The organism is Antarctobacter jejuensis (assembly GCF_052266595.1).
Taxonomy (GTDB): Bacteria; Pseudomonadota; Alphaproteobacteria; order Rhodobacterales; family Rhodobacteraceae; genus Antarctobacter; species Antarctobacter jejuensis.
In genome coordinates, this window is record NZ_JBQQXJ010000003.1 from 60,530 (window position 1) to 84,718 (window position 24,189).

Here is a 24,189-nt window from a genome sequence, read left to right on the forward strand (position 1 = left end):
TCAGCCTTCCCTCACGGAGCGTTCATACCGGATCGAAGCAATCAGCGACAAACCGATCAGACAGGCGCCGATCAACCCGGTGATGACCTCGGGAATATGCACAAGGGATTGAGTGAACATGATGATCGACAGCACCAGCACCGAGTAGAATGCTCCGTGTTCCAGGTAGCGAAATTGCGCCAGCGTCTTGCGCTCGACCAGCATCAGGGTCATCGACCGCACATACATCGCGCCGATGCCAAGGCCGATGGCGATCAGGAACAGGTTCTGCGTCAGGGCGAATGCACCGATCACCCCGTCGAAGGAAAAGCTGGCATCCAGCACTTCGAGGTACAAAAAGGCCCCCAAGCCGCCCGCCGCCGCCGTGCCCCGCGCCTGATCAGAGGCGTCTAGGAAATGGCCCAGCAATTCGACCGCCAGAAAGGTCAGCAACCCGCTGACAGCGGCAAAGAGGAATTCCGCGCCCTCGTGTCCGGGCAGGCTGACCGTAAAGATCATGGCCACGGCCAGCACCAGCGCCACCTCCAGCCCACCGACTGCGGACCAGTCGCGCAAGCGGCTCTCCAGAATACGCAGCCAGTCGACCTCTTTCTCTTCGTCCATGAAGTAGCTCAGCGCCACCATCATCAGGAATGTCCCGCCAAAGGCGGAGATCGACAGATGCGCCTCATCCATGATGCGGGCGTATTCCTGCGGTTCCCGCGCGGCAAGCAGGATCGCCTCGAAGGGGCCAATGCGGGCGGCGATGACCACCACCAGCAGCGGAAAGACGATCCGCATGCCGAAGACCGCGATCAGGATGCCCCATGTCAGGAACCGGTGCTGCCAGACCGGTGACATGTCCTTCAGCTTGTTGGCGTTCACGATGGCGTTGTCGAAGCTCAATGAGATTTCCAGCACCGCCAGCACTGCGCCGATCATGAAGAACGATAGCGTGCCACCCGCCGTGCCGGTTGTCTGCCAGCCCAGCCAGCCTGCCAGCAACAGACCCAGCGCGGTCAGGGCGACCGGCCATCGGAAATAGGTCATCAAGGAGGTCATCTGGCGCTGTCCGACAGGTCGTAAACCGGGGTCAACAGCGGTTTGCCCGCGTAATGCGCGGCAAGATTGTCGACCACCGTCTGCGCCATGGCATCGCGAGTTTCCACCGTGCCGCTGGCGTGATGTGGGTAGAGCGTGATGTTGGGCAATGCCGTCAGAGCGGGATCCGGGGTGGGTTCGTTCACGAAGACATCAAGCCCGGCGCTGCCCAGCTTGCCGTTTGACAGCGCCTCGATCAGCGCCGCTTCATCCACGACACTGCCACGCGCGATGTTGATCAGGGTGCCCTGTGGTCCGAGCGCCTCAAGAACCTGCGCGTTGATCATCTTTTCGGTTTCCGGCCCGCCGGGAACGGCCAGAACCAGAACATCCGCCCAGTCGGCCAGCGCGACGACATCGGCGAAATGGCGGTAATCGACGGACTTCTTGCTGCGGGCGGTATAGCCCAGTTCCATCTTCAGCGGTTCCAGCCGCCGGGCGATGGCCAGACCGATGGTGCCAAGCCCGACAATACCGGCCTTTTTGCCCTTGTTGGCGGACAGCAGGGGGTAGGGCCCCTTGCGCCCCCAATCGCCCGATTTCACATAGTCATGTCCGGCGATCAGATGCCGCCGGCAGGCCAGCGTCAGCAACAGGGCAATGTCGGCCACATCGTCATACAGCGCGTCCGAACTGTTGGTGAAGGCGATGCGATGTTCGCGCAGGGCGGCATCGTCGATGTTTTCGAACCCGGCAGAGGAACAGGCGACAATTTCCAGATTGGGCAGGTGGTCCAGATCGGCGCGTGTCAGATCCGCATGACCGTTGGTGACGACGCCGGTACAGCGCGACCCGTATTCGGCCAGAAATGCATCACGGTCGGCGGCCTGATCGGCGCGGTGCAGGGTATAGGTCTCTTCCAGTTGCGCCATTGCTTTGGGGCGGGCGGGATAGAGAACAAGAACGTCTTGTTTGGTCATTACGATGCCTTTTGCAATGCAAGTCGCTGGCGACGCCGCTCTGCCTGCACGTCCGGATCAGGATGCAGAGAGGCGGCCATGAGGTTGCGGGTATAATCCATACGCGGCGCGTCAAAGATCTGGGCCACCGGCCCCTGCTCGACGATCCGCCCGCCCTGCATGACCACCACCCGATGCGCAAAATCGCGCACCAGCGGCAGGTCATGGGCGATGAAAAGGTAGCTCAGGCCGAATTCGTCCTGCAGCTTGTCCAGCAGGTTGATCACCTGCGCCTGAATGGACACGTCCAGCGCCGAAACCGCCTCGTCACAGACGATCAGTTTAGGTTCCAGCGCCAGCGCGCGCGCAATGGCGATGCGCTGTCGCTGACCGCCGGAAAACTGGTGCGGATAGCGGTTCATGTGCTCGGGGCTGAGGCCGACATGGTCCAGCAGGTCCTGCACCTTGGCTTTCCACTGCGCCTTGGGCAGGATTTCGGGATGGATGACCCAGGCTTCGGAGATGATCTGATAGACGCTCATGCGCGGGTTCAGCGATTGCGTCGGGTCCTGAAACACCATCTGGATGTCGCGGCGCAGGTCGAACAGCTCTTTTGGCGGCATCGACACAAGGTCCTGCCCGTTCCACAGCGCCTCGCCCGAGGTCGCCTCTTCCAGACGCAACAGGCACTTGGCCAGCGTGGATTTGCCTGATCCGCTTTCGCCCACGATGGCGACGGTTTCCCCCGGAAGGACGGTCAGGCTGGCATCGTCCAGCGCAACGAAGGCACCGAACGTCTTGCTCAATCCGTTGATTTCGAGGATCGGCTTGACCCCGGTGCCGAGCGGTTTGGCCATTTCGCCGCTGCCCGGGACGGCCCCGATCAGCTTTTTCGTGTAGGGGTGCGACGGGTTGCGATACACCTCCGCCGCGCTGCCGGTTTCGACGATCTGGCCCGAGTTCATGACCACCACCCGGTCCGCCACCTCGGCCACGACCCCAAGGTCATGGGTGATCAGCAGCAACCCCATGCCGGTCTCTTTTTGCAATTCCTCCAGCAGGGCCAAGATCTGGGCCTGCACCGTCACGTCCAGTGCAGTGGTCGGTTCATCCGCGATCAGGATGTCGGGCTTCAACGCCAATGCCATCGCGATCATCAGGCGCTGCCGCTGGCCGCCGGAAAACTGGTGCGGGTAGGCGTCTATCTTGTTCTCATAATCGGGGATGCCGACCCGCTTCAGCAGGTCCAGACAGCGGGGACGGGCCTGATCCCGGGGCATGCCGTGGGCCGTCATCATCTCTTCGATCTGGAAACCGACGGTATAGACCGGGTTCAGATGGCTGAGCGGATCCTGAAAGATCATCGCGATGCGCTTGCCATTCAACTGGCGGCGTTCTTCCTCCGACAGTTTCAGCAGGTCGCGGCCTTCGAAAAAGATCTCGCCCGAGGTGATTTCACCGGGTGGGCAGTCAATCAGGTTCATGATGGCAGAGGCAGAGACGGATTTGCCCGATCCGCTCTCACCAAGGATGGCAAGGCATTCGCCCCGGTTCAGGTGCCACGTGACATCGCGGACCGCATGAACCGTTCCCTGAGCGGTGTGGAAATCCACCGTGAGGTTGCGCACTTCGAGAAGAGGGTCAGCCATTCTTCTTCCTCGCGATTTCCAACCGCCAGCGCTGTACCGGGTCCAGCGCGGTGCGCATCCAGTTCGACAGCAGGTTCAGAGACAGGGTGGTCAGGATGATGGCCAGCCCCGGCCAGAAAGACAGCCACCACGCCGTGGTCAGGTAGGGACGACCCTGCGACACCATCAGGCCCCATGTGATTTCGGGCGGCTGGATGCCGATGCCGAGAAACGAAAGGGAGCTTTCGGCCAGCATGACAAAGGCGAAATCCAGCGTGGCGATGGTGATCAGCGTCGGAAAAACAACCGGCAGGATGTGGCGAAAGACGATGCGCGGGGTGGAGGCGCCCATGACCTTGGCCGCCTGCACGAACATCCGCTCGCGGACTTCCAGTACCTCGGCGCGGGTCGTGCGCAGGTAGACGGGGATGCGGGTAATCGCCAGCACGATCACGATATTTCCGACCGAAGGCGACAGCATGTAAAGCACGATCACCGCCATCAGAAGCGAAGGAAAGGACATGATCACATCCGCCAACCGCATGATGATCTGGCTGCCCAGCTTGTTGGTGTAGCCCGCAATCAACCCCAGCGATGAGCCTATTAGCAGCGAAAAAACCACCGCGCCGGCCGCGACCATCATGGTGTTCTGCGCAGCAACGATGATCCGTGCCAACAGCGGACGGCCCAAGGCGTCGCCGCCCAGCCAATATACCCACGGCTTGGTGAAATCGAAGGGGGCGGCGTTGCGGCCGCGCAGGTTCTGCTTGGTGGCAATCTCTTCCAGCATCATCGGCCCGAAGACCGCACAGAGCACGACAACCAGCAGGAACAGCGTCGCGCAAAAGGCGAACTTGTCCCGCCACAACATCCGCAGCACCTGCAGATAGGCGGGCGGCACGTCGGCCACGGGCTTTTGTTCTGTCACGGCCATGGGGTCAGTACCGGATCCGCGGGTCGAGAACCGCGTAAAGAATGTCGATCAGCAGGTTCATCACGAAGATGGCGATGGCCGTGACCATGATGGCGGCGACGATAACGGTGAAATCCCGTTGCAGGATGGAGTCGATCATCAGCTTGCCGACACCGGGAAAGCCAAAGATCGTCTCGACGACCACCGCGCCGTTCAGCAGCCCCGCCGCCTGATCGCCGATGACGGTGATGACCGGCAGCATGGCATTGCGCAGGGCGTGGACAAAGATGATCGGGCGGTTCTTCACGCCTTTTGCGCGCGCGGTCTTGATGTAGGCGGAACTCAGGGTCGAGATCATCGACCCCCGCACCACCTGCAGGATCAGGCCAAAGGGCCGGATGAACAGCACCCCGATCGGCAGGATCCAGTGCCACGGCGTGCCGGTGCCGCTGGTCGGCACCCAGCCCAGTGTGACCGAAAACAACACGATGGCGACAATGGCGATCCAGAAATCCGGAGCGCTGGCGCCGATCAGCGAAAAGAAGGTTGCCAGACGATCAAACACACCGCCGACGCGAAAGGCCGCGAGACTGCCGATCACGATGGCCGAAACGGTCACCAGCAGCATCGTGATGGCGGCCAGCTGCAGCGTCCAGGCAAAACCGCGCAGCACGGCGTCGATGGCCGGTTCGGCGCGGCGGATCGACATGCCGAAATCCAGTTGGACAAGATCGCCCAGAAAGCGCCCGAACTGAACCAGCAGCGGGTCGTTCAACCCGTGGATTTTGCGAAAGTTGTCGCGCGCTTCCTGGCTGGCGTCGACGGGCAGGTAGAGGTCGGTCGGATCACCGGTCAGGCGGCTCAGGAAGAACACCAGAATGACTAGACCGACCAACGATATCGCGCTGGCGATTGCGCGTTTTCCAAGAAAGGACTTCATTGTGGTGCCTCATGGGGGCCGGGGGCGGGCAGGGCCGCCCCCGAAGCCGTCTTACTTGAACGAGATCTGCGAAAGCTGCAGTTCGCTGTTGGTCCGGATGGTCGGATGGAAATCCAGCCGCGGGTTGACGCGGCTGAAGCCCACCATGTGGAACAGGATCACGTCGTTCACCGTTTCCGAGTGGATATAGGCGAAGAGCTCTTTCCACAGCGCCTCACGCTCGGCGCCGGTTGCGCTGGTGGCGGCGGCCATCATCGCATCCAGCTTGGCATCGCGGGTCGCGGACTGCAGGCCCTCGCTTGCGTACTTGAAGTACATCGAAAACACCGGATCGCCGTTGGCATTGTCATGCTGCGCGGCGACGATTTCCGGCCCCCGGTTTTCCGGGAAGGGGTTGGAATAGTGTTCCAGCCACTCGGCCACCTCGACCATCTGCAGCTTCATGTTGAAGCCGGCGTCCTGCCACATGGCCAGCAGCGCCTCCATGGTTTCCAGCACGTTGCCCCAGTTGTTGGTCCGCCCGATCAGCGTGATCTCGGTATCCACCGGAACGCCGTCGGCCTTGGCCGCGGCCAGCAGTTCCTTGGCCTTGTCCAGATCAAAGGGGTAGGGTTCCAGCGTTTCGTTGTAGCCGATGGTAGAGGGCGGCGTGATGCCGGTGGCCAGCAGCGTGCCGTCGGCAAGGATCGTGCCCACAAACGCCTCGCGGTCGACCGCGTAGTTCAGCGCTTGACGCACGCGGACGTCATCCAGCGGCGCCATCGTGTTGTCCGGGCGCATGTAGACGGTTTCCGAGTTCGGATAGCTGAAATCCATGCTCGGATCGGTGGCATCCTGCAACGCGATGTTGGGCGCGATGTCCGCCTCACCTGCGGCCACCATGGCCGCGCGCACCGCCGAGTCGGAGCGGAACACATAGGTTGCCGAGGTCACGGACGGGGTTTCGCCCCAGTAATTATCGTTCAGCGACAGCTTGATGTGCTGGCCGCGCGCATATTCGTCAAAGGTGTAGGGGCCGGTGCCGATGGGAATGTCCACATAGGCCTCTGTCGTGGTCTCCGACGGCACGATAGTGACCGTCGAGATTAGCAGCGGCAGGATCGGCTGCGCCGGATCCGCGGTGACCTCGATGGTAGTGTCGTCGACAACGTTCGTGGTCAGTTCGATGCCGCCAAAGAACTTGGCGCCGATCTCACAGGAAATCGTATCCACCTTGATCCGCTTCAGCGAATGGGCGACGTCGGCGGCGTCCAGCGCGCTGCCGTCATGAAAATTCACGCCGCTGCGCAGGTTGAAGCGCCATGTGCCATCGCCCATGTCCTCCCAGCTTTCGGCAAGACGCGGCTGCAGGCCGGAACCGGGCACCAGTTCGGTCATGGTCTCAGAAACGTTTTGCAGCACGACGCGGCCGACGTTCGACCGCGACGCCTCGCAGGGGTCAACGATGTCCAGTTCTTCGGACAACACGACGGTCACTTCCTCGGCAAAGGCCGCCCCGGCAATCGTCGAGGCCAGCAAAGCCGCAGTGAGATGGGTAAACTTATGGGTCATGGATTCTCCTCCCTTGTCCCTGAAATGCGGCGCTCCCTCCCCGGAGCGCCTTTTGTATTCCGTTCTGCGGTTCAGGCCGCTGGCGGAAATTTCCTGAAGGCTACGCTGTGCCCCAGCTATGTAAATTCCAATCTTGGATTGTTTTGATGCGCAATTTGTATCACTCTTCCAGGGCCGCCTCTGGCGGCATGCAGGACAGGAGCGACTTTTGGCAAAATCGGGGTTTGAACTCTATCAGCTCAGGTGCTTTGTCGCGGTGGCCGAAGAGCTCAATTTCCGCCGGGCGGCGGAGCGGTTGAACATGACGCAGCCGCCGCTGTCGCGGCAAATTCAGATGTTGGAACAAGCAGTTGGCGAAAGTCTGCTGGAACGCAACAACCGCGCCGTGAGGCTGACGCCCGCCGGGGAAAGCTTTCTCGTCAGTGCCGGGGACCTGCTGCAACGTGCCGAACGGGCGGCGCTGACAGCGCGACAGGCCGCACGCGGAGAGGCGGGGGGGCTTGCGCTTGGGTTTGTGCCCTCTGCGGGTATCGAATTTGTGCCAAGGCTGGTTTGCGCGGTTCGTGACAGCCTGCCAAACGTCGGCATCAGCCCGTCCGAAATGATGAGTTACGAAATCAACGAATCGCTGCTGTCCGGGCGTCTGGACATGGGGCTGACGCGCACCGCGCGCCGCCATGCCGAGATCGAGAGCACGCTTGTGGTAAGCGAACCCTTCGTTCTGGCGGTGCCGTCCAGTCATAGATTGGCCAGCGTCCCGCAGGCCCGGCTTGCCGACATCGATGGTGAGCCCTTCATCGGCTATTCCGCCGACCGGGGCGGGTTCCTGCGTGAAATCCACGGCGCGCTCTTTGGCAGCGAGGGCATTGAGCCATCGACCGTCATGGAAGTCAGCCAGACCACGTCCGTTCTGGCCTTGGTCAACTACGGCGTGGGGGTCGCGGTGGTGCCGCAATCCGCGCAGGCGGTCAGCATGGCCAATCTCACCTTCAGGCAGATCGAAACGCCGGATCGGTTCCGGTCCACCCTGTACCTGACCGCCGGGCCCAAGCGGCGGGACCTGCCGCTGTACCAGCGTCTGCGGCAGATCGTTCTGGAGGCGCTTTCCCCGTTTCGCTGACCCACCCGTCACGGCACAAATGACCTCCGCGCGCTGCGGGCCATCAGGATCGTCGCGACAAAGATCACCATGCCCCCGATCCATGTGCTCATCTGCACGACCTGACCGAAGAAGAAATATCCCAGCACTGCCACGAAGGGCAGGCGCAGAAAGTCGACGGGACCGATCAATGAGGCCTCTGCATAGTAAAAGGCGCGCGTCACGCATCCCATGGCCAGCGCCCCCAGCGCCCCCTGCAGGGCCAGCAGCATCCATTCTGTCCCGGTTGGCGTTTGCCAGACAAATAGCGCCGGAATGGCGGCGATCGGCACCGTGGCGATCAGGTTCCACGCCACAAGCGTTTCGGTCGAATCTCGCGCGGACATGGGCTTCAGGATCAGTTGGATCAGAGCGGTCAGCAGCGCCCCGAGCAGCGCAAACAGCAGTCCCGAGGAAACGCCCGCCCCGCGTCCCGGGCTGAGCACGATCAACACGCCGACAAAGCCGATGGCCACGGCGGCAATGCGCAGGGCGCGCGGTGTTTCGCCCAGAAACACCCAGGCCCCCACCGTCACGAAGATCGGCGCGGTAAAGGCAATGGCCGTGACATTGGCCAGCGGCGCAGTTGCGAAGGCCACGAAATACGCCAGCAACGAGGCCAGCTTCAACGCGGCGCGTAGCACGTGCCGAAACCGGTAATTTGATTTCAGGATGCCGGGACGGGACAGGATCCACGGCAGCACCACCAGCAGGCCGAACAGCGAACGGGTGAACCCCATGACAAACGGGTGCACGCCACCCGACATCAATTTTATCAAGGCCGCATCGACTGCGCCCAGCCCCGAGGCCAGCAGCATCAGGCTGACACCTGCGAGTTCCGAACGATCCGGATTCATGCCCCATCGTGACTGCGCCATTCATGCTCCGATGATGTGCCGGGCAAGGTTCAGCCGCGTCACAATTCCTGAAAGAAGTCTTGCCGGGCGCCCATTAATTGTCAAAAGAATTTTGGAAACCGTTCAGAGGGCGCCGGAAAATTCGTGTAAACATATTGAAAAACAAATATTTGCGAACCTGTTTCCCGTCTTATCTGCCTGAAGATTAATCATTATAACTTGACAACTTTTCCGAACGGCGAGCATCCTGCATCAAGGAGCTTTCGGGCAGGGAGGGGATGAATGCTTACGCCGGAACAGATTGCGTCCGCTATGGACGGGCGTTTGCATCCAGCTGGTGAGGGCCGGGAGGAGGCCCTCTTGCCTTCTCCATGCGTCCAGAATCATGCCGCGTTCCTGTCCCCGTCGCCGCAGGGCTTGTCTTGCCTCTGGTTCGGCGGATCGCTTGAGGGAAAATCTGACATTTCCATCTGGCGCGCAACGCTGGGGGAGGGGGGCTGGACGCCTGCCCAGCGGCTGACAGATGATCCCGACCGCTCAGAGCAGAACCCGGTCCAGTTCGATGCGCCCGATGGGCGGCGTCTGATCCTGCACACGGCACAGCCCGGCGGCAATCAGGATGCCTGCGTCGTGCGGATGCGGGCCGAAGGGGGTGAGCCGGTGGATTTGCCGCTGCCGACCGGCACATTCGTCAGGGCACCGATCCGGATCCGTGCGGATGGTGCGTGGCTGCTGCCGCTCTTTCTGTGCGTCTCGAGACCCGGGCAAAGGTGGACCGGCAGCCATGACACTGCTGCCTTGGCCATCAGTGCGGATGCCGGGCAATCATGGCGCGTGGTCCATGTGCCCGCGTCGATGGGCTGTGTGCACATGACGCTGGTTCCTATGGGGCCGGACCACTACGCGGCCTTCTTCCGTCGGCGACAGGCCGATTTCGTCTACCGGACCGAAAGCCTTGATGGCGGGGAAAGCTGGTCAACGCCGCAGGCCACCGATCTGCCCAACAACAATTCCTCGATCTCGGCGATTGCCCTGTCGGACGGGCGCATCGCCATTGCCTGCAACCCCGTGAACGCCGCCCTGCATCCCGATGCGCGCCGAGAGTCGCTCTATGACGAATTGGGCGACGAGGACGACCGGCCATCCGCCAGCGGCGGCTGCGCGCCGGTTTGGGGCGTGCCGCGTGCGCCCATGGTTCTGGCCCTGTCCTCGGATGGCGGTCACAGCTTCCCGGATCGGATCCTCGTCGAGGATGGTCCGGGCGATTGCCTGTCCAATGACTCTCTAGACGGTCGCAATCACGAAATGTCTTATCCCTCGCTGATCGAGGATGCCGAGGGCACGCTGCACCTTGCCTACACCTATCACCGGCGCGCCATAAAATACGTCCGTCTCAGCCGTTCTTGGCTGGACGCGCAGTCCCACACTGGTTGAGAGGACCCCGATGGACCTGTCCCGCCCAATTGCCCTGCACCTGCCGAAACGGATCGAGGTCGGCTCTGGCACCGCGGCCCGGCTTGGCGCCTGGCTTCAGGGCACGCCGCGTGTGCTGGTCATTGCCAGCCCGTCGACCGCCTCCCTTGTGGACCGTCTGGACCTGAAGGGGGCGGTGCGCGTCTTTGATGGCGTGGCACCGGAGCCGAAGGACACCCACCTGGAGGCGGCCCTGGACGCCGCGCGCGCCCACCTGCCCGAGGTTGTGATCGGGCTGGGCGGCGGCTCTGTCATGGATGTGGCCAAGCTTGTCGCCGTGCTCTGGCACAGCGACCAGACCTTGGCGGACGTGGCCGGGCCGAACCGGGTGGCGGCGAAAGGCGCGCTGCTGGCGCAGGTGGCGACCACCGCCGGAACCGGGTCAGAGGGTGGCATCCGCGCGCTCGTCACATCGACCGAAACCGGGATGAAGGTGGCGGTCGAAAGCCCGCACATGGCCGCCGACATCGCCATTCTGGATCCCGACCTGACCATGAGCGTCCCGCCCGCGCTGACGGCCGCGACAGGCGTTGACGCGCTGGCGCATTGCGTCGAGGCCTTTACCAATATCCGGGCACATCCCCTGATCGACGGCTATGCCCGCATGGGGATCGGTCTGGCGGGGCAGTACCTGGCCCGTGCGGTGGCGGATGGGACGGATGCGGATGCCCGCGCCGGAATGCTGCTGTCCAGCTTTTATGGCGGGCTGTGCCTTGGGCCCGTGAACACCGCCGCCGGGCATGCGCTGGCCTATCCGCTGGGCACGCGCGGCGGGCTGCCCCACGGGCTGAGCGTGGCGCTGCTGTTTCCGCATGTCCTCGGCTTCAACGCCGTCGCCCGTCCGGAAAAGACCGCCGAAGTTCTGGCGGCGCTGGGATTGGAGGGCGCGCGCGATACAGCCGCTGCCGTCGCCGATTGGTGCCGCACACTGGGTTTGACGATGTCGCTTGAGGCGCATGGCGTCGAGGAGGCCAGCCTTGCACCCTGGGCGGCAGAGGCCCATGCTATCCGCAGGCTGATGGATAACAATCCCCGGGACATGAGCGTGGCCGAGGTCGAAGCGATCTATCGCGCCGCCTACTGAAAGGACGGGACATGAGGATCATCATCTTTGGCGTCGGCGCCGTTGGCGGTGTCGTCGCGGCGGCGCTTGCCCTGTCGGGGCACGAGGTTCTGGGCATCGCCCGGGGCGGACGGCTGGAGGCGATACGGGACCGGGGCCTCTTGTTGCGGGGGCACGACGGGGAGCAGCGGGTGCGGCTGGAGATGGTCGGCCATGCCTCCGAAATCTCGCCGGGGCCGGAGGATGTGATCCTGCTGGCAATGAAGACGCAGCACACGATTTCGGCGCTGGAGGATCTGCGCGCGGCGGGGATCAGGGAGCAGCCGATATTTTGCATGCAGAACGGGGTGGCGAACGAAAGCATGGCGCTGCGGGTCTTTCCCAACGTGCATGGCATCAACGTCATGTTGCCGGCGGAATACATGCAGGCGGATGAGGCGATCTGTTTCGGGCGGCCCAACCTGGGGGTCTTTGACATCGGGCGCTTTCCTTCGGGGTGTGATGCGGCGGATGAGGCGCTGGCAGAGGCGTTGACGGCGGCGCGGATCAAGAGCTTTGCCACACCGACCGTGATGGAAAACAAATACGGCAAGCTGATCGTGAACCTTGGCAATATCGTCGAGGCGCTTCTGGGGCGCGGGGTGAAGTCGCCCATCCCGGCGGCGCTGCGGGCCGAGGGGATGGCCGTGATGGAGGCGGCGGGCATCGTCTGGCAGGACATGGGCGCGGGCGATCCGCGCCGGGGCACCCTGCTGACGATCGAGCCGGTCGCCGGGGTGGACCGGCTGGGCAATTCGACGGCGCAGAGCCTGCTGCGCGGCGCGGGCTCTGTCGAGACGGATTATCTGAACGGAGAGATCGCCCTGATTGCCCGGATGAATGGCGGCGAGGCCCCCCTGAATGCCCGCGTCGCGGCGCTGGCGGCCAAGGTCGCGCGGGAGGGGATGGGGCAGGTGATGAGACCCGAGGATCTGGCCGCCGCCATCGGGCTGTGACGGCGACGATTTGGCGGGCAAATTCCGGGGTGTCCACGCGTGGACAGCTTAGGGGGAATGCCAGATCAAGGGGTTACAGGGGCGAATTTACCCTTCGTTGACATTTGGCGGTGTCTGACAGGCGCGCCGTAACCCGCGTTTTCCCGCCGACCCGGTCCGTCGCCAACGCGCATCAGGCCTGCGCAGCGCCGGGGTCTGCGCGGCCCTCGAACAGCCGGTCACGAGAGCCCTTGAGGTGGCGGAACATCAGGCTGTGCGCGCTGTCGGCGTCGCGGTCGCGGATCGCGGCAAAGATCGCGGCGTGTTCGGCATAGACCTCTTCCAGCCCTTTTGGCGCGGCCTTGAGCGCGGCGCCATGGAACTGCATCCCGACCGCGATGTGATCCTTCAGCGCCTGCATGGCGGTGGCGAAATAGGGGTTCGCGCTGGCCTCGGCGATGGAGAGGTGAAAGGCGAAATCGGCGTCTTCGCGGTGGCGGGCCTGTTCGGTGGCGTCACGCATCAGGTCCAGCGCGCGGGCGATGCGGTCAAGGCTTTGCCCGTCATGACGCCGCGCCGCCTGCGCCGCCCCTTCGGGTTCCAGCGTGAGACGGAATTCATAGCAGCGGTCCAGATCCGAGATGCTGGCCAGCTGACCAAATCCCAGCGGTTCGCGCAGGCCCGACTGACGCACAAAGCTGCCCGCGCCGCGCCGCGAATAGATCAGCCCCTGTTCGCGCAGGCGGCGCAGCGCCTCGCGGATGGTGGGGCGGGACACCTCGAATTCGGCGGCAAGGTCATGTTCCGTGGGCAGCCGTTCATCCGGCCCGTAAGCGCCGGATTTGATCGCGCGCACCATCCGGTCAAAGACATCGTCCGAGAGGCTGCGGCGGCGGGCTGTGTCGGCGGATCTGGGCATGGCGGTCCGGTTGGCAAAGTTGTCCGATGCTGCGGCAATTTCCGTTTGCTGTCAAAGAGAGCGGTACGTCAGGATGTCATATCTTCGCGATCAGTTCATGTAGGTCCCGCCATTGGCGTTGAGCGTTTCCCCGGTGATAAAGCCGGATGCGGGCGAGCAGAGAAAGAGGATCGTCTGCGCGATGTCCTCTGGCGTGCCAAGGCGGCCCAGAGGCACGCTCGCCGTCACGCGGTCCCGGTAAGCGTCGGTCCATTGCTGCGACATGTCGGTCTCTGTCGGGCCGGGGCAGACGGCATTCACGCGGATGCCATGCGGGGCCATTTCCTGCGCCAGATGCATGGTCAGGTAATTCACCGCCGCCTTGGACGCGCCATAGGCGGGGGCGGCATTGCGGTGCGGGGTCTTGGCGGTGGTGGAACTGACGTTGACGATTGCGCCCGCGCCCTGCGCGATCATCGGCGGCAGGGCGGCGCGGCAGAAATGCAGGGTACCGTTCAGGTTCACGTCCATCACGCGGGTCCAGTCGTCCAGCGCCATGTCCAGCGTCGAGGAGCGCGTGTTGATGCCCGCGTTGTTCACAAGCAGATCGAGGCGGCCAAAGCCGTCCTGCGCCATGTTGACCGCCTGTTCCGCGATGGCCGGATCGGTCACGTCGCCGGCAAGGGTCAGCGCCTTGCCCCCCGCGGCGGTGATCTCTGCGGCCAGCGCCGTCAACCTGTCGCCATTGGTGGCCTGCAGCAGCAGCGCGGCCCCCGCGCGGGCCAGCGCCAGCGCCGTGGCGCGGCCGATCCCCCGGCTGGCCCCGGTGATGATGGCAACCTGTCCCTGCAGCATGATCTGTCCTCCCTGTCGGGCAGCCTGCCTTGGGCGGAGCGCCCTGCCAAGTCAGATCACGAGGTCGATGGTTTCCTCTTCCTCTGGCGTGTCGGCCGGGTCGGATTGGTCTGGCGGGGCCATGATCGCCTCATAGTAGGCGAGACCGGCAAAGCCTTCGGCGCTGTCGGCGGTCAGCACGTATTCATCGGCCACGTATTCGCGCTGAACCCAGTCCTGATAAGAGCCGATCAGCGCGCCTTCGGGGGTGAAGACCAGCGGATCATGCTGGGCGTAGGTGTCAAAGGTGGTGGTCGTGACCTCCAGTTCCTCTGGCGTCAGGTTCTCTTCGAGCCCCCATGAGGCGTAGCCCACATAGCTGGTCACGGTCACATCGGCGTTGTAATCCGCCGCCGCGTCGGTGGCGAATTGCGCGGTGCTGAGGTGGTCGGAATGTTCGATGCCCGCGTGCACGGTGGTGTGGTCCTGAATGTGCAGGTGGTCGGGGGTGTGACGGTCCATCAGCGCGGTCAGCACGCCGGTCAGCTGGTCCGCCGAATAGGTGGCGGAGCCGTCCACGGCGGTGATGCTGTCGATGTCGCCCTCTGCCAATTGTTCAAGGCTTTCAAAGCCGTAGGTGCCTGACCCGCTGCCATCGCCGAACCCGTCCGGCAGCCGCAGGAAGTAGAGGCGGATGTCCGGCTGGCTGGCGAGATAGGCGGAGGCAATGTCGAAGCCCTGACCATCGACGTCCAGCGTGACGGTCTCATCGATCCAGTCGTCGGCCCCGGCCATGTAGGCATAGGCGTCCTTTTCGCCCTCTTCGCGCCCGGTCCAGTAATCGGATCCGCGCCCGGCGTCGCCTGCGGTGAGGTAGACCGTGGTGACGGGGTTTTCGCCATCGATCAGCCCGTTCAGCGTGGGGTTCATGAACAACAGGTCGTCGTCCTGATGGGCGACGATGACCATGTCGCCGGTGCCGGGGGCGGGCGGGGGTGTGGGATCGGTTGGGTCCGTGGGGTCGATTGGATCGGTCGGGTCTGTGGGGTCGGTTGGATCGGTGGGGTCTGCCGGGTCCTCGGGGGCCGCGCCGTTGGTCACGGTGAGGTCGGTGATCTCTCCGATCAGGGGGGTGTCCTCGGCCCAGTTGGAGCTGCCGACCAGCAGGTTGGCGCGCTCCACATCCGCGGGGACGACGCCCTGGTTCTGTGCCAGCCGCGCGCCGTCCTTGTCGATCCACATCAGGCCGGTTTCGTCGATGCCAAAGGCCCAGTCGGCGGTTTGCCCTTCGGTGATCGCGCCTTCGGCGATCACCCGGTTGACCGCGCCGTCCTGCCAGAGTTCCAGCATGATCGAGGGCGTGTTCTCGATCTGCGTGAAGAGGATGTTGTTGGTGCCGGGGCCGTCGCCAAAATCGATTACCCGCTGCCAATAGCCGCCCTGGATGTCGTCGAACCGCACGGTGGCCTCGATGCGGAAGGCGCCGTCGATCTGTTGCGGGCCTGTTGTGGGGGGATCGGCGGGGGGTGTCGGATCGACCGGATCGGTTGGGGTGGTCGGGTCGACGGGATCGACGGGGTCCACCGGATCTATGGGGTCCACCGGATCTACGGGGGCTACCGGATCCACGGGATCTGGGTCCACCGGATCGGTGGTGCCGCTGCCCTCCTGCGCGATGGTCAGGTCCAGAACCACCCCGTCCAGCGCGCCGCCGCTGCCGGAGGTTCCCACCAACAGGGGCGCGCCGATGCCCTGCGGGACCGCGCCCGCGCCTGTCGCCAGCAGCGTTCCGTCCTTTTCGATCCACATGGTGCCGTCGGGATCGATGCCCACGGACCAATGGGCCAACGCGCCCTCTTCGATGGCGCCCTCGGCCAGCACCTGATGGGTCACGCCCTCCTGCACCAGCGTCAGCGCAAGGTCGTCCGAGGTGCCGACCTGCGCCAGCGACAGGACCCCGCCGAAATCAAGGATGGTCTGCCCCGACGTGCCGGTCAGATCGTCAAAGCGGGCCACCACGTCGAGCTGAAACGCCCCGTCGATGGGCTCTGGCGCGTTCAGGCGACCGCCGTCCACCGCCTCACCTTCGTTGGTGACGTCGATGCCCAGAATAGCGCCGTCCAGCGGGGTATCCTCGGACCAGTTGCTTTCGCCCAGAAGTTCGTTAACCCGCGCCACGTCCGCGGGCACCGCCGAGGTCCCCTCGGCCAGCCGCATGCCGTTCTTGTCGATCCACATCCGCCCCGAAACGTCGATGCCGACGTTCCAGGTGGCGGTCTCTCCCTGCACGATGGCGTTGGGCGCGGTGACACTGTACTGCGTGCCGTCCTGATAGAGCACGAACATTAGGTCAGAGGTATTTTCGTACTGCGTCAGCAGCAGGTTGTTGGAATTCGGGCCGTCGCCGAAATCGAACAGGCGCTGCCAGTACCCGGCGTGGATGTCGTCGAAACGGGCGATGACCTCTATTTCGACGGCGCCGGTGATGTCCTCGACATCCGCCAGCGATACAAGCTCTTCCAATGGTGGCATCGACGTCCCCCGATATCGATCTTGGCCGGACCCGCGCCGCCGGTGCAGCGCGGCGGAGACCGCCGGTTCCTCCGGGTCCGCCTCCGGGCGACTTTCTTGGCCGGAAATAAAATTTTCGTAAAAACAGGCCGGAAGCCGGCGCTGTACCAACTGGTGAACAACTATCGCGTGCGTCAGCCTAACATGGCGAATCCTGGTTTCGGGGCCGTTAATGTCGACGGTCAGGCCCCAATGCGTTTCGCGAGGGGCGACAATCCATCCCGATAAGGCGATGCCGCGTTGCGTCAGGGCAGGCCGCCGGTTAGGGTGTTCATATATGAATGATCCTGTTCAGAATGTGATGACCGTCGATTCCAAACCCGCCGCCAAGGGCCCCGAATATACCGTTCAGCCCGTGGTGCGCGCGCTGGCCGTGCTGCGCCACATCGCGGCGGGCAATCGCTGCCGCAACACCAGCGCGGCGGCCAAGGCCATCGGCATCAACCGCACCACCCTGATCCGTATTCTTGCCACGCTGGAGGCAGAGCGCATCATCGAGTCGCTGCCGGACGAGGGCGGCTATCGGTTGGGCACCGGCCTGATTTCATTGGCGTCCGAAGCGCTGGCCGAACGTGGCATCGTTCCGGCGGCGCGGCCTGTGCTGCGCAAGCTGGTGGAGCAGTTGAACCTCTCGGCGCATCTGGGCGTGCGCGAGGGCAAGGAAATCGTCTACCTGGCGCGCGAAACGCCGGTGTCGCATCTGGCCAGCACCGTGCGCGAAGGCACGCGGCTGCCCGCCCATGCCACCACGATCGGGCGGATCCTGCTGGCTGAATTGGGCCGTGAGGAATTGAAGGCGATGTATGGCGGGCGCGCGCTGGAGGCCTTTACCGCCAAGACGCGCACCACGCTGGAGGATCTGCTGGACCAACTGGCCGAGGACCGCGCCCGGCGCATGTCATGGTCCGTGGCGAATTTCGAACCCGAGATCGGCTCTGCCGCGGCACCGGTCTATGACCATCGCGGCGAGGCTGTGGCGGCGATCAATGTCACCGGCCCGGCCAGCGTCTTTGCCGACGACAGCCCGCAGGCAGCCCCCATCGCGGCGGCCCTGACCGCCGCCGCGCAAGAGATTTCAGAGGCGATGGGTTATCGCGGCTGGGCTGCGGATCAGATGTAGGCGTAGCCGAAGGACAGTTCGAAATCCGAAGGTTTCAGCGGGGCGTTGCCCCGGGTCGCCCGCCGCAGCCAGAGCCGCCCGTGCACCTGCGTCGCGCTGGTGTCCGCGTCGGCGGGCAGGTGAGCACCATCACACCACAAACCGCCCAGCCATTCCGCCCCGGCCAGAGACACCGCGCCATCGGCCTGCACGTCCTGCAGGGAGAAATTGCCGTAGCAGGTGATGCCGGAGAGATCCGCTCCTTGGGCGAACCGCACGCCGTCAAACCGCCCGATGCCCCGGAATTCAGCCCCGGAAAACCCGGCGCTGTCGTCGAACACCGCGCCTTCGAACAGGGCGTCGTTCATGAAGGCCGCGCCGGCGAAGCGGGCCGGGCCAAAGCGCACGTCCTTGAACCACGCCAGCCCGTCAAAGCGCGCGCCACTCGCGTCGATGCCATCGGGGAACCGTGCCCCGCTGAAGTCCACACCATCGAGCGCGAGCCCGGTCAGGTCCAGCATCCCGTCGCAGGTGATGCCGCGAAAATCGGCGTGATGCCCGTGTTGCCACGGCTGGCAAAGCCGGGCGCGGATCTCGGCGGCGGGGGTCACGCCGCTTGTCCGATGGCCTCACCGGCCTCACCGATGACCTCTGCCGCCCAGGGCAGGGCGAGGTCCTCGGCCATGTCGGGGCCAGAGGCGTCATGCGCGATGCGGTCGCCCACCTGCGCCGCGCCCCGCGCGATCAAGAGTTCGGCCAGCGTCTTGGGGCCAAAATTGAAGGTCTCTTCGTATTCGCTGTCACCCATGCCGAAGATGCCGAAATGGATGCCGGTCAGGTCCGGTTTCTGCGCGTCCAGCTTTTCGGCAAAGGGCTGCGCCGAGGCGGGCAATTCGCCGTCGCCGTAGGTGGAACAGACCATCAGGTAGAACTGCCCACGGTCGAAGTCCGCCGGATCGAAATCACTGAGGTTGAGCACCTCTGTCTCATGCTCGGCCTCCAGCTCTGCGGCGATATCCTCTGCCAGCATTTCGGCGTTGCCGGTTTCGGTGCCATAGAGAACGGTGATCTTCATGCGGTGGTCTCCTCATCACGGGCAAGGCGCAGCATGCCCTTGCGGGTGGCAATCTTGGCCCGGCAGCGGCCGGGGGCGGGGGATGCGGTTTCGGCGGCGTCGATGCGCTGCCAGCCTTCGTAGGTGGTGACATCCGGCAGCGCGTCAAACAGGGTTGCGCCGGGTTTGCCAAGGGCGGGTTTCAGGTCCGCGATCAGGCGCTGGGCCAGGGCCATCGCGTCGGCGCGGTTCTCCGGGATGGTGCCGCGCGGCCCGCGCCGGAACCAGCCGGTGGCATAGAGGCCGGGGGCGAGTGTGCCTGCCTCCGGGTCGTCGGCCCCGTCGATCAGCGTGTCGCGGGGCAGGGGGCCAGCGGCGCTGAACCCGATGGCGGTCAGTACAGAGGTGCAGGGGATCGTTTCATCGCCCGTGTCGGCAAGGAAACGGACGGAGGTGGCGCGGTCGGTGCCGTCGATGGCGGCGGGGGGCAGGCCGAAGCGAAAGGTGATCCGGCGCGGGCCTGTGCCGTGCCCGTCGAGTGCCGTGAGCGCGTCGAGCTTGCGGGCCTCTTCGGCATCGTCGCTGGTGCCTGCGCCGATCACGCGGATCGACACGCCTGCCAGTTTCGACAGTTCCTTGATCATGACGGTGTCGAACTTGGCCTGCGCGGCAGGGGAACGGCCGGTGATGGTGATCTCTTGGATGCCGCTGTTTGCCAGCCAGTCGGTGGGGCCGGGGCCAAGGTCCGATCCGTCCAGCTCTGCCGGCGATTTTGCCAGCAGGCGCAGCAGGTCGATGGCCACGTTGCCGTTGCCGACGATCAGCGGATGGGGGCCGAGGGCGGGCAGGGCCTCGGCATCGGGATGCTCGTACAGCGCGCGGGTCAGCGCGCCCGCGCCATGGACACCGGGCAGGTTGTCGCCCGGAATGCCAAGGCGGCGGTCCTGCGACAGCCCGGCGGCCAGGACCACGGCGTCAAAGGCGTTTCGCAGCGCGTCCAGCGTCACGGTCTGCCCCACGGCGACATTGCCGAAGAACCGCGCGCCCTGCCGTTCGAAAAGGCGGGCGAACTGGCGCGTGACGCCCTTGGTGCCCTGATGGTCGGCGGCCACGCCATAGCGCACAAGGCCGTACGGCACGGGCAGCGCGTCGATCAGGTCGACGGTCAGACCCGGCTGCGCCTTCAGCAGCGCCTGGGCCAGAAAACAGCCCGAAGGGCCCGCGCCGACGATGGCGATCTGCCCGCTCATGATGCCCTCACCACGTCTGCGGCCCAGGGGTGCGGCGCGCCGCTGAGGTCGGTGTAGATGGCTTTCTGGCGCATGTAGGCGTGCAGGCCCTGACGGCCTTTTTCGCGGCCCAATCCGCTGGCCCCGTCGCCGCCAAAGGGGGTGGAGATGGAGAACTGCTTGTAGGTGTTGATCCAGACGGTGCCCGCCCGGATCGCGCGACCCAGCCGCCAGGCGCGAGGGAAATCGCGGGTCCAGATGCCGCAGGCAAGGCCGTAGTCGTTGTCGTTGGACAGGGCGATGACCTCGTCCTCATCATCGAAGGGCAGCACGGCCAGCACCGGGCCAAACACCTCTTCGCGGCAGAGGCGCGCGGTGTTGGGCAGCCCGGCAAGGACGGTGGGCAGGTAATAGCTGCCCGCGTCATAGTGGGGGCCTTCGGGACGGGTTCCGCCGCAGAGCAGCTCCGCGCCTTCCTGTAGGGCGCGGGCCACATGGGTTTCGACCTCGGCCCGGTGGTCCATGTGGATCAGCGGGGCGACCTGTGTGGCGTCCTGAAACGGATGGCCGACGCGCAGCACCTTGGTCGCCTGAACCAGCCGGTCGACGAATTGGTCGTAGATGCGGCGCTGCACGAAGAGGCGGGAACCCGCGATGCAGCTTTGCCCCGAAGAGGAGAAGATGCCGAAGAGGATACCGGAGAGCGCCACCTCCATATCCGCGTCGTCAAAGACGATGGTGGGGGATTTGCCGCCCAATTCGAGGCTGACGGGCATCAGCTTGCGCCCCGCCTTTTCGGCCAGGGCGCGCCCCGTGGCGGTGCCGCCGGTAAAGCTGACCTTGGCGATGTCGGGGTGTTCGACCAGCAGGTTGCCGATCTCGCGTCCCGATCCCGGCAGGACCGACAGCAGGCCCCTGGGCAGGCCCGCCTCATCCACGATCCGCGCCAGTTCCAGCGCCGTCAGCGGCGACCATGAGGCCGGTTTCAGCACCACGGCATTGCCTGCCGCCAGCGCGGGGGCCAGTTTCTGCGCGTCAGAGGCGATGGGAGAGTTCCAGGGCGTGATCGCCGCGACGACGCCCATGGGCTCATGCACCGAGAGGGTCAACGCGGTGCCGCGCTGGGCGGTCAGGTCATCGTCCATGGTTTCAGCCACGGCGGCGAAATAGCGAAAGGTACCGGCGGCAGAGGCCGCTAGCGCGCCGGTTTCGCGCAGGGTCTTGCCGGTGTCGCGCGACTGGATCTCGCTGATGCGCCGGGCGTTGGCCTCTATCCCGTCAGCGATGCGGGTCAGCACGCGCGCCCGTTCGAAGGCCTTCAACGCGCCCCATGCGGGCTGTGCGGCCTTGGCGCGGGCGATGGCCTCTTCGCCGTCCTCGGCAGAGGCACCCGCGACCACCCGGTTCAGCGAGCCATCCGCCGGAAAGACCGACGTGATCTCTGCCCCGCGTCCGCGTTGCCATGCGCCGCCAAGGTACAACTCGCCCGAAGGCAGGAGTTCCGTCGTCATGTCCATCTCAGATCACCATCGGTCCAATACGGTTGCGGATCTCGCGCAGCACGGAATAGATCGTTGCCGCGCTGGTTTTGACATTGCCGGTCGATGGCTTGTTCTCGATCCGGATTTCATAGCGCGCCGCCGGGGTTTCCACGGCATAGGCGTGCAGATTGCCCGGCGCGGCGGGGTCGGCGACCAGCGACACCTGCATCCGGTCGAACCCGCCCCCGGCCAGCGCCAGCGTTGCCGCCACATTGGCGTTCTTGGGATAGCCAAGCGCCGCCTCACGCGCCGTGCCTTTGAAAAAGACGGTGGCCTCGGCCAACGTGTCGAGGGCCAGCTTGTCCTCGGCGGGGGTGCCTTTCCATGCGGCGGGCGGCTTGGTTCCCGTATAGCGCACATGGGCCTCACCTGAGGCTGAGAGCGCGGACAACAGGTCAATGCCGCCGACCGCCCCGGCGGGCAGGATCACCCGTGCGCCGCCCTCTGTGGCGGCATGTTTCAGGTCTGCGTGCAGGGTGTCATCCGCCAGCGCGCCGATGGAGACCACGACCACGTCGATCCCGGCGCGCAGCAGGGCGGGCACGCTGTCGCGCACTGCCGCCTGTCCGGCACATTCGACCACCATGTCGGGTTCGGCGGCGATCAGCGCCTCAACATCCTCGACCACCGTCGCACCGGGCAGCGCCTGTGACGCTGCCGCGCCGCGCCCGGGCCGGGCGAGCGCGGTCAGGGAAACATCATCCCCCAGAAGCCCCGCCAAGGTGCTGGCAATGCTGCCATATCCGATCAGCCCAAGCTGCATGTCCTACTCCGTCTTGCCTGCCGCGCCCGCAGGCGGACCGGCGAAAGCCTCGGCAAAGGGGCCGATGGCGCACATGTCGACCTCGATCAGTTGCGGGCCGTCGGCGTGCAGGGCCTCTGCCAGCACCGCGCCGAAACCCTCGACATCCGCCACACGAGTGTGCGGCATCCCGATGGAGGCGCAGAAGGTCCCGAATTCCGGCACCGCGATTTCGGAATAATGCCTGCGGCTGCCGTATTGCGCGTCCTGAATGTTGCGGATCACGCCATAGGCCTGATCGTTCATCAGCACGTAGACCAGCGGGGCTTTTTCATCGACCGCCGTGATCATCTCGGCCAGCCCCAGCATGGTGCCGCCGTCGCCGATCAGGGTGATCGCCTTTGGCCCCTTGGTGGCCAGCGCGGCCCCGACGCCCATCGCCACGCCCTGACCGATGCCGCCGCCCAGTGCATGCACGCCTTGGCGGGGATCGGACAGCCGCACATAGCGGTTGCCGAAGGTCGAGTTGGAGATGGTCACATCCCGCACCCAAGCGTTACCGCCCTGTGAGACGGCCTCGGATATGGCGTCGGCCACCACGCTGTAGGGGCCCAGAACCTCACGCAGGCGTCCCTCTGCCGTGGCGCGCAGGCGGGCGATGTCGAAGGCAAGGTTCGGATCGGTGTCCAGCTTTTCCGGCAGGCGGTCCAGCAGGCGGCGCAGGGTGTCCTGCGCGTCGCCATGGGCAAACAGGTCAACAGGGTAGTTGCGCCCGCCCTGCGAGGCCTCGGCGTCGATCTGGATCAGTGGGCGGGGCAGGGGCATCTTGTTGTTGCGGGTCTCGTTGCCGCGCAGGCGCGAGCCCACGACCAGCATCAGGTCGGCGCTGTTGTATAGGTCGACCGCATCCGGTCCCATGTTGAAGGCGCCAAGGCTGCCGGATTCTTCTTCGGAAACCACGCCGCGCCCATTGGTCGAGGTCACGATGCCGACGCCCCGGCGCATCAGTTCCGTCGCCTCGGCCTGTGCGCCGCGCGCACCGCCACCCAGCCAGATCAGCGGGCGCTTGGCCGATTTGAGCAGCTCGGCAATGTCGTCGATGACCGCGTCGGGTGCGCAGGGCCGGGTCGGTTGTGGCGCGTGGATCCGGCCAAAGGGGACTGCCAGCGAGCGCTGCACATCCACCGGGATCTCAAGGCTGACCGGCCCGGAGGGGGCGGAAATGGCGGCAGAGACCGCCGCCGTCAGCGACCCGATCGCGCCATTGGCGTCCCACATCCGGTAGACGGCCTTGGACACCCCGCGCAGCATTTCGGGCTGACGCGGCACATCGTGGATCGCGGCGCGGTCACGGTCGGCATATTGCAGATCCACCTGCGAGGTGATGTGCAGCACCGGGCTGCCGGCGGTCAGCGCCTCTGCCTGCGCGCCCGCCGCATTGCCCGCCGCCGTGCCGGTGGAGGTAAAGCAGACGCCAAGGTGGCCGGTGACGCGGGCATAGGCATCGGCCATGTTCATCGCGCCCGCCTCTCCCCGTGCGGGGACAAAGCGGATGCGCTCCTGCCGGGCGATGGCGTCGAGGATCGGCATGTTGTGGATCGAGATCACGCCAAAGACGGTGGTGACGCCAATCTCTGCCAGATAATGCGCTATGAAATCGCCGACCGTGTCGGTCGTCTGGATGGCTTCGTGTTTCATGTCCCTC

At 65.0% G+C, this 24,189-nt stretch carries 21 protein-coding genes; 5 read left to right on the forward strand and 16 right to left on the reverse strand.

Translation table 11 applies throughout. From position 1 onward, the window contains the following. Genes ACTXGA_RS05255 through ACTXGA_RS05280 form a run of 6 tightly spaced genes read right to left on the reverse strand, consistent with a single transcriptional unit; the run spans position 1 to position 7,011 of the window. Positions 1-1,041, reverse strand: a complete 1,041-nt coding sequence (locus ACTXGA_RS05255) for a DUF475 domain-containing protein (RefSeq protein WP_443392088.1) — start codon at positions 1,039-1,041, stop codon at positions 1-3. Beyond that, positions 1,038-2,000, reverse strand: a complete 963-nt coding sequence (locus tag ACTXGA_RS05260) for a 2-hydroxyacid dehydrogenase (RefSeq protein WP_443392089.1) — start codon at positions 1,998-2,000, stop codon at positions 1,038-1,040. The genes ACTXGA_RS05255 and ACTXGA_RS05260 overlap by 4 nt, the downstream gene beginning before the upstream one ends. Then, positions 2,000-3,628: an ABC transporter ATP-binding protein gene (locus tag ACTXGA_RS05265; protein ID WP_443392090.1), complete on the reverse strand. Its 1,629-nt coding sequence runs from the start codon at positions 3,626-3,628 to the stop codon at positions 2,000-2,002. The genes ACTXGA_RS05260 and ACTXGA_RS05265 overlap by 1 nt, the downstream gene beginning before the upstream one ends. Continuing rightward, positions 3,621-4,541 (reverse strand): ABC transporter permease, encoded by a 921-nt coding sequence (locus ACTXGA_RS05270; protein WP_443392091.1) that lies wholly within the window; start codon positions 4,539-4,541, stop codon positions 3,621-3,623. Before ACTXGA_RS05270 ends, ACTXGA_RS05265 begins: the two co-directional genes overlap by 8 nt. A 4-nt stretch (positions 4,542-4,545) precedes the next feature. Then, positions 4,546-5,460: an ABC transporter permease gene (locus ACTXGA_RS05275; protein WP_443392092.1), complete on the reverse strand. Its 915-nt coding sequence runs from the start codon at positions 5,458-5,460 to the stop codon at positions 4,546-4,548. Positions 5,461-5,511: 51 nt separating this feature from the next. After that, positions 5,512-7,011 carry an ABC transporter substrate-binding protein gene (locus ACTXGA_RS05280; RefSeq protein ID WP_443392093.1) on the reverse strand — a complete coding sequence of 500 codons (1,500 nt, stop codon included), beginning with the start codon at positions 7,009-7,011 and terminating at the stop codon, positions 5,512-5,514. Positions 7,012-7,219: 208 nt separating this feature from the next. Between ACTXGA_RS05280 and ACTXGA_RS05285 the strand changes: the two genes are divergently transcribed. Further along, a complete protein-coding gene (locus ACTXGA_RS05285; RefSeq protein WP_443392094.1) occupies positions 7,220-8,131 on the forward strand; it encodes a LysR substrate-binding domain-containing protein in 912 nt (303 codons plus the stop codon). 8 nt (positions 8,132-8,139) lie between these two features. On the opposite strand, the gene ACTXGA_RS05290 is transcribed toward ACTXGA_RS05285, so the two are convergent. Continuing rightward, complete coding sequence (locus tag ACTXGA_RS05290; protein ID WP_443392095.1) at positions 8,140-9,027, reverse strand: DMT family transporter; 888 nt, start codon at positions 9,025-9,027, stop codon at positions 8,140-8,142. Positions 9,028-9,366: 339 nt separating this feature from the next. Here ACTXGA_RS05290 and ACTXGA_RS05295 point away from each other — a divergent pair, with 339 nt between their 5' ends. From ACTXGA_RS05295 to ACTXGA_RS05305, 3 genes are read left to right on the forward strand one after another with little or no spacing between them, the layout of a single operon-like run. Beyond that, a complete protein-coding gene (locus tag ACTXGA_RS05295) occupies positions 9,367-10,440 on the forward strand; it encodes a sialidase family protein (RefSeq protein ID WP_443392096.1) in 1,074 nt (357 codons plus the stop codon). A gap of 10 nt (positions 10,441-10,450) precedes the next feature. After that, on the forward strand, positions 10,451-11,563 hold the full coding sequence (locus tag ACTXGA_RS05300) for an iron-containing alcohol dehydrogenase (RefSeq protein ID WP_443392097.1): 1,113 nt from the start codon (positions 10,451-10,453) through the stop codon (positions 11,561-11,563). An 11-nt stretch (positions 11,564-11,574) separates the two neighbouring features. After that, positions 11,575-12,537 carry a ketopantoate reductase family protein gene (locus ACTXGA_RS05305; RefSeq protein WP_443392098.1) on the forward strand — a complete coding sequence of 321 codons (963 nt, stop codon included), beginning with the start codon at positions 11,575-11,577 and terminating at the stop codon, positions 12,535-12,537. Between the two features lie 172 nt (positions 12,538-12,709). Here the strand turns inward: ACTXGA_RS05305 and ACTXGA_RS05310 are convergent, their stop codons facing one another. The 3 genes from ACTXGA_RS05310 to ACTXGA_RS05320 all read right to left on the reverse strand — a co-directional run bounded on the left by ACTXGA_RS05310 (position 12,710) and on the right by ACTXGA_RS05320 (position 16,780). After that, the gene (locus ACTXGA_RS05310; protein ID WP_443392099.1) at positions 12,710-13,435 is read right to left on the reverse strand and encodes a FadR/GntR family transcriptional regulator; all 726 of its coding nucleotides are present in this window, start codon (positions 13,433-13,435) and stop codon (positions 12,710-12,712) included. A 90-nt stretch (positions 13,436-13,525) separates the two neighbouring features. Further along, complete coding sequence (locus ACTXGA_RS05315; protein WP_443392100.1) at positions 13,526-14,269, reverse strand: SDR family NAD(P)-dependent oxidoreductase; 744 nt, start codon at positions 14,267-14,269, stop codon at positions 13,526-13,528. Between the two features lie 51 nt (positions 14,270-14,320). Next, positions 14,321-16,780 (reverse strand): PIG-L family deacetylase, encoded by a 2,460-nt coding sequence (locus ACTXGA_RS05320; RefSeq protein WP_443392101.1) that lies wholly within the window; start codon positions 16,778-16,780, stop codon positions 14,321-14,323. 316 nt (positions 16,781-17,096) lie between these two features. On the opposite strand from ACTXGA_RS05320, the gene ACTXGA_RS05325 reads away from it, so the two are divergent. Further along, positions 17,097-17,939, forward strand: coding sequence for an IclR family transcriptional regulator (locus tag ACTXGA_RS05325; RefSeq protein ID WP_443392102.1), 843 nt, complete (start codon positions 17,097-17,099; stop codon positions 17,937-17,939). Here ACTXGA_RS05325 and ACTXGA_RS05330 read toward each other — a convergent pair. From ACTXGA_RS05330 to ACTXGA_RS05355, 6 genes are read right to left on the reverse strand one after another with little or no spacing between them, the layout of a single operon-like run. Further along, positions 17,930-18,529 (reverse strand): pentapeptide repeat-containing protein, encoded by a 600-nt coding sequence (locus tag ACTXGA_RS05330; RefSeq protein WP_443392103.1) that lies wholly within the window; start codon positions 18,527-18,529, stop codon positions 17,930-17,932. The genes ACTXGA_RS05325 and ACTXGA_RS05330 overlap by 10 nt on opposite strands. Next, entirely contained in the window at positions 18,526-18,993 is a 468-nt protein-coding gene (locus ACTXGA_RS05335) for a flavodoxin domain-containing protein (protein ID WP_443392104.1), read from the reverse strand. The genes ACTXGA_RS05330 and ACTXGA_RS05335 overlap by 4 nt, the downstream gene beginning before the upstream one ends. Next, positions 18,990-20,222, reverse strand: a complete 1,233-nt coding sequence (locus ACTXGA_RS05340) for an FAD-dependent oxidoreductase (protein WP_443392105.1) — start codon at positions 20,220-20,222, stop codon at positions 18,990-18,992. Before ACTXGA_RS05340 ends, ACTXGA_RS05335 begins: the two co-directional genes overlap by 4 nt. Then, a complete protein-coding gene (locus tag ACTXGA_RS05345) occupies positions 20,219-21,712 on the reverse strand; it encodes an aldehyde dehydrogenase (RefSeq protein WP_443392106.1) in 1,494 nt (497 codons plus the stop codon). Before ACTXGA_RS05345 ends, ACTXGA_RS05340 begins: the two co-directional genes overlap by 4 nt. A gap of 7 nt (positions 21,713-21,719) precedes the next feature. After that, positions 21,720-22,505, reverse strand: coding sequence for an aspartate dehydrogenase (locus tag ACTXGA_RS05350; RefSeq protein ID WP_443392107.1), 786 nt, complete (start codon positions 22,503-22,505; stop codon positions 21,720-21,722). Between the two features lie 3 nt (positions 22,506-22,508). Then, positions 22,509-24,182 (reverse strand): thiamine pyrophosphate-binding protein, encoded by a 1,674-nt coding sequence (locus ACTXGA_RS05355; RefSeq protein ID WP_443392108.1) that lies wholly within the window; start codon positions 24,180-24,182, stop codon positions 22,509-22,511. Positions 24,183-24,189 lie beyond the last annotated feature (7 nt).